The 4463-nt window shown below is 67.1% G+C and carries 5 protein-coding genes; 2 read left to right on the top strand and 3 right to left on the bottom strand.

All coding sequences use genetic code 11. From position 1 onward, the window contains the following. Positions 1-437, bottom strand: a 437-nt coding sequence (locus tag ACE3TU_RS19360) for a glycosyltransferase (RefSeq protein WP_374627215.1), incomplete at its 3' end; no start/stop codon positions are given. 244 nt (positions 438-681) lie between these two features. Here ACE3TU_RS19360 and ACE3TU_RS19355 point away from each other — a divergent pair. Beyond that, positions 682-969 (top strand): co-chaperone GroES, encoded by a 288-nt coding sequence (locus ACE3TU_RS19355; protein WP_374627213.1) that lies wholly within the window; start codon positions 682-684, stop codon positions 967-969. Positions 970-1022: 53 nt separating this feature from the next. Further along, positions 1023-2666, top strand: coding sequence for a chaperonin GroEL (gene groL / locus ACE3TU_RS19350; protein ID WP_374627211.1), 1644 nt, complete (start codon positions 1023-1025; stop codon positions 2664-2666). Positions 2667-2896: 230 nt separating this feature from the next. Here the strand turns inward: groL and ACE3TU_RS19345 are convergent, their stop codons facing one another. Together ACE3TU_RS19345 and hisG are read right to left on the bottom strand one after the other, a co-directional pair. After that, positions 2897-3649 (bottom strand): TSUP family transporter, encoded by a 753-nt coding sequence (locus ACE3TU_RS19345; RefSeq protein ID WP_374627209.1) that lies wholly within the window; start codon positions 3647-3649, stop codon positions 2897-2899. 14 nt (positions 3650-3663) lie between these two features. Beyond that, complete coding sequence (gene hisG / locus ACE3TU_RS19340; protein ID WP_374627207.1) at positions 3664-4398, bottom strand: ATP phosphoribosyltransferase; 735 nt, start codon at positions 4396-4398, stop codon at positions 3664-3666. Positions 4399-4463 lie beyond the last annotated feature (65 nt).

Here is a 4463-nt window from a genome sequence, read left to right as displayed (position 1 = left end):
CCCTGCCCGGCGCTGCCGTCGCCCGAATAGCGCGTCCCGACGACGATGTCGTCGCCGGCCACGGCCTTGGCCAGCATCTGCGGCAGGATGGCCTCGTCATGCTGCAGGTCGGCGTCGATCACGGCAAAATATGGCGCCGAACTCGCCATGATGCCTTCGATCACCGCCGAACTCAGGCCGCGGCGGCCGATGCGGCGGATGCCCCGCACATTGGGGTGCTGCCGGGCCATCTCGCGCACCACGTCGGAGGTGCCGTCGGGGGAATTGTCGTCGACGACGATGAACTCGAAGGCCACGCCGCCGAGCGCCGCGCCCACCTTCTCGTAGAGCAGGGCGACATTGTCGCGCTCGTTGTAGCTGGGCACGATCACCGCCAGTTGCGGGGCAACCCAGGCGGCAGGGTTCTGCCGATAGTTCTCGAACTGGACGACCGACACGTCTCGCTTCCTTGCTTGTCACGCGTCTGGTACGCCGGGCGACACGGCAATGCAATGCGCCAATCAAGCTGCTCCACGCTTCGCGCGAGCCCGCGAGGCGGACAGTGCCCGACCGGGCTCGCCGGCCCGCCGCGTCCCGACTTGACTCGCGCCGGGCGGCTTCCTATATCGCCGCTCAGCCGGTTGGCACTCCTCGATGACGAGTGCTAACAGGCGTGAAATCAAGAGGCTGATAGGAGCAAAAATGGCTTTCCGTCCCCTGCACGACCGCGTGGTCGTCCGGCGCGTCGACAGCGAAGAGCGGTCCGCTGGCGGCATCATCATTCCCGACACCGCCAAGGAAAAGCCCTCCGAGGGCATCATCGAGGCCGTCGGCCCGGGTGCCCGCGACGAGAGCGGCAAGATCGTCCCGCTGGACGTCAAGGCCGGCGACCGGATCCTGTTCGGCAAGTGGAGCGGCACCGAGGTGAAGCTCGACGGCAAGGATCTGCTGATCATGAAAGAGTCCGACATCATGGGCGTGATCTCGTAACCAGGCCTCGCCGGTTGCGATCCCCTCCATCCATTTCGTAAGGAGCGCCTCACATGGCTGCGAAAGACGTACGCTTTTCCACCGATGCCCGCGACAAGATGGTCCGCGGCGTCAACATCCTCGCCAATGCGGTGAAGGTCACCCTCGGCCCCAAGGGCCGCAACGTGGTGATCGACAAGTCGTTCGGTGCCCCGCGCATCACCAAGGACGGCGTCACCGTCGCCAAGGAAGTCGAACTCGAGGACAAGTTCGAGAACATGGGCGCCCAGATGCTGCGCGCCGTGGCCTCCAAGACCAACGACATCGCCGGTGACGGCACCACCACCGCGACCGTGCTCGGCCAGGCCATCGTCAACGAAGGCGTCAAGCTCGTTGCGGCCGGCATGAACCCGATGGATCTGAAGCGCGGCATCGATCTGGCCGTGGCCGAGGTCGTCGACAACCTGACCAAGGCCAAGAAGGTCATCTCGTCCAACTCCGAAGTCGCCCAGGTCGGCACCATCTCGGCGAACGGCGAGTCCGCCATCGGCGACATGATCGCCAACGCCATGCAGAAGGTCGGCAACGAGGGTGTGATCACCGTCGAGGAAGCCAAGACCGCCGAGACCGAACTCGACGTGGTCGAGGGCATGCAGTTCGACCGGGGCTACCTGTCGCCCTACTTCGTCACCAATGCCGAGAAGATGACCGCCGTCCTCGAGGACCCGGTGATCCTGCTGCACGAGAAGAAGCTGTCGAACCTGCAGTCGATGCTGCCGATCCTCGAGTCGGTGGTGCAGAGCCAGCGTCCGCTGCTGATCATCGCCGAGGACATCGAGGGCGAGGCGCTCGCCACCCTCGTCGTCAACCGCCTGCGCGGCGGCCTCAAGGTCGCGGCCGTCAAGGCTCCGGGCTTCGGTGATCGCCGCAAGGCCATGCTCGAGGACATCGCGATCCTCACCGGCGGCCAGGTGATCTCGGAAGAACTCGGCATCAAGCTCGAGAACGTCACCATCGACATGCTCGGCACCGCCAAGCGCGTGGAAATCTCCAAGGAGAACACCACGATCGTCGACGGCGCCGGCACCAAGGAAGACATCCAGGGCCGCGTCGCGCAGATCAAGGCGCAGATCGAGGAGACCACCTCGGACTACGACCGCGAGAAGCTGCAGGAGCGGCTGGCCAAGCTCGCCGGCGGCGTTGCGGTGATCAAGGTCGGCGGCTCGACCGAAGTCGAGGTGAAGGAGCGCAAGGACCGCGTCGACGACGCGCTGAACGCGACCCGCGCCGCGGTTGAGGAAGGCATCGTGCCGGGCGGCGGCGTGGCGCTGCTGCGTGCTTCGTCGGCGCTGACCGTCAAGGGTGCGAACCCCGACCAGCAGGCCGGCGTGAACCTCGTCCGCCGGGCCCTGCAAGAGCCCGTCCGCCAGATCGCCGGCAATGCCGGTGACGAAGGCTCGGTCGTGGTCGGCAAGATCCTCGAGAGCAGCAACACGAACTTCGGCTACAACGCCCAGACCGGCGAATATGGCGACATGATCCAGATGGGCATCGTCGACCCGGTCAAGGTGGTTCGCACCGCTCTGCAGGACGCTGCCTCGGTCGCCTCGCTGCTGATCACCACCGAGGCGATGATCGCCGAGGTGCCGAAGGACGCTCCGCCGGCGATGCCGGGCGGCGGCGGCGGCATGGGCGGCATGGGTGGGATGGACTTCTAAGGACGTCCCTCTGTCCGCGACGAAATCGACCTTTTTCCAAGGTCACGAACGGGAGGGCGGTCCGCCAGGGCCGCCCTTTCGTTTTGGCGGTTGCGCATGCGTGAGCAATCGGACAGGGGCCGGGTGCGCTCTCGGTGGCCGGGGCCATATCGTATCTGCGAAAGCCGCCAGACCACCCGCTGGGCCGACCAGGCGGCAGGGTGTCGTTCGCCCCAGGCCGAACCGACCCGCTAGCGGAACACCAGCAGCCGCAGCGCCAGGATGATCGAGGCGATCACCACCAGCGGCCGGATCAGCCGGGCGCCGAAGCGGATGCCGGTGCGCGCGCCGAGGTAGCCACCGACCAATTGGCCGATGGCCATGGCGATGGCGGCGCTCCACACCACATCGCCGGAGGGCACGAACAGCGTCAGCGCACCGAGGTTGGAGACGAGGTTCAGCACCTTGGTATTGCCGGCCGCCTTGGTCAGCCCCAGCCCGAACAGGATGACGAACCCCATGGTGAGGAACGACCCGGTGCCCGGCCCGAAGATGCCGTCGTAAAAGCCGATGGCAAACCCCATTGCCGGCACGAAGACCGGGAAGGCCAGCCGGGCCCGCCGGTCGGTGTCGCTGAGCCGGGGCGCGAAGGCGAAGTAAACGGCGATCAGGATCAGCGCGGCCGGTACCGCATAGGAGAGGATGGAGGTGTCGATCGACCTGACGACGACCGCCCCCAGATAGGCGCCGAGAAAGGTGAGGACGGCCGGCAGGGCCAGCGCGCGCAGCGAGACGAAACCGCCGCGCCAGTAGGTGAAGGCCGCCATGCCGGTGCCGATCACCGACTGCATCTTGTTGGTGCCGAAGGCGACGACCGGCGGCAGCCCGGCCGAGAGCAGGGCCGGCACGGCGATCAGCCCGCCACCGCCGGCGATGGCATCGACGAAGCCGGCGAGCATCCCCACCGCCCCGAGGGCGACCAGCACGGTCAGCTCGAGTTCCATGCGGGTCCCGGGGGCTAGAGCAGGGTCGAAATGCCGGGCGGTACGCCGCCCATGATCGACAGCAGCGCCTCGAGCTGTGCCTTGCGGAGCGGCGTCCAGTCCGCGGTGCGAGAGACGATCAGGTTGGCCTCGGACTTGAGGATCAGCCCGTCCTCGAGGATGCGCAGCTGATTGGCCTGCAGGGTCGAGCCGCTGGAGGTGATGTCGACGATGAGATCGGCCGAACCGGCGGCCGGGGCCGCCTCGGTCGCGCCGGCGCTCTCGACGATGCGGTACTCGGCAATGCCGTACTTGGCGAACTGCCGGCGGGTGAGATTGACGTACTTGGTGGCGACGCGCAGCCAGCGGCCGTGTCGAGCCCGGAAGTCGGAGGCGACATCGGCGAGGTCGCTCATCTGCTGCACGTCGATCCAGGAATCGGGCACCGCCACCACCACATCCGCCTCCCCGAAGCCCAGGCCGCGGACGAACAGCACGTTTTCCTCGCCGTTCTCGGACGCCTCGTGGATGAGATCGGTGCCGGTGACCCCGATATCGACGCTGCCCTGGATCAGCTCGCGGGCGATCTCGGCGGCCGGATAGAAGCGCACCGTCACCTGCGGCTGGTTCTTGATCGAGCCGACATAGGAACGGGCGCCGCCGGGGCGGGCGATGGTGAGGCGCGAGGACGAGAAGATCTTGCGCGTCATTTCTTCTAGCCGGCCCTTGGAGGGGACGGCGAGGGTGAGGCCGCCGGGCAAGGTGCTCACAGGTTCGCCTCCCGCTCCAGCCGATCGACCCACAGCGCGCAACCCGATGCACTGACCGGCTCGGG

It is taken from the genome of Devosia sp. (assembly GCF_041917035.1).
GTDB lineage: Bacteria > Pseudomonadota > Alphaproteobacteria > Rhizobiales > Devosiaceae > Devosia_A.
Note: the sequence above shows the minus strand (reverse complement) of the source record. Positions and strands in the feature narration are given on the sequence as shown.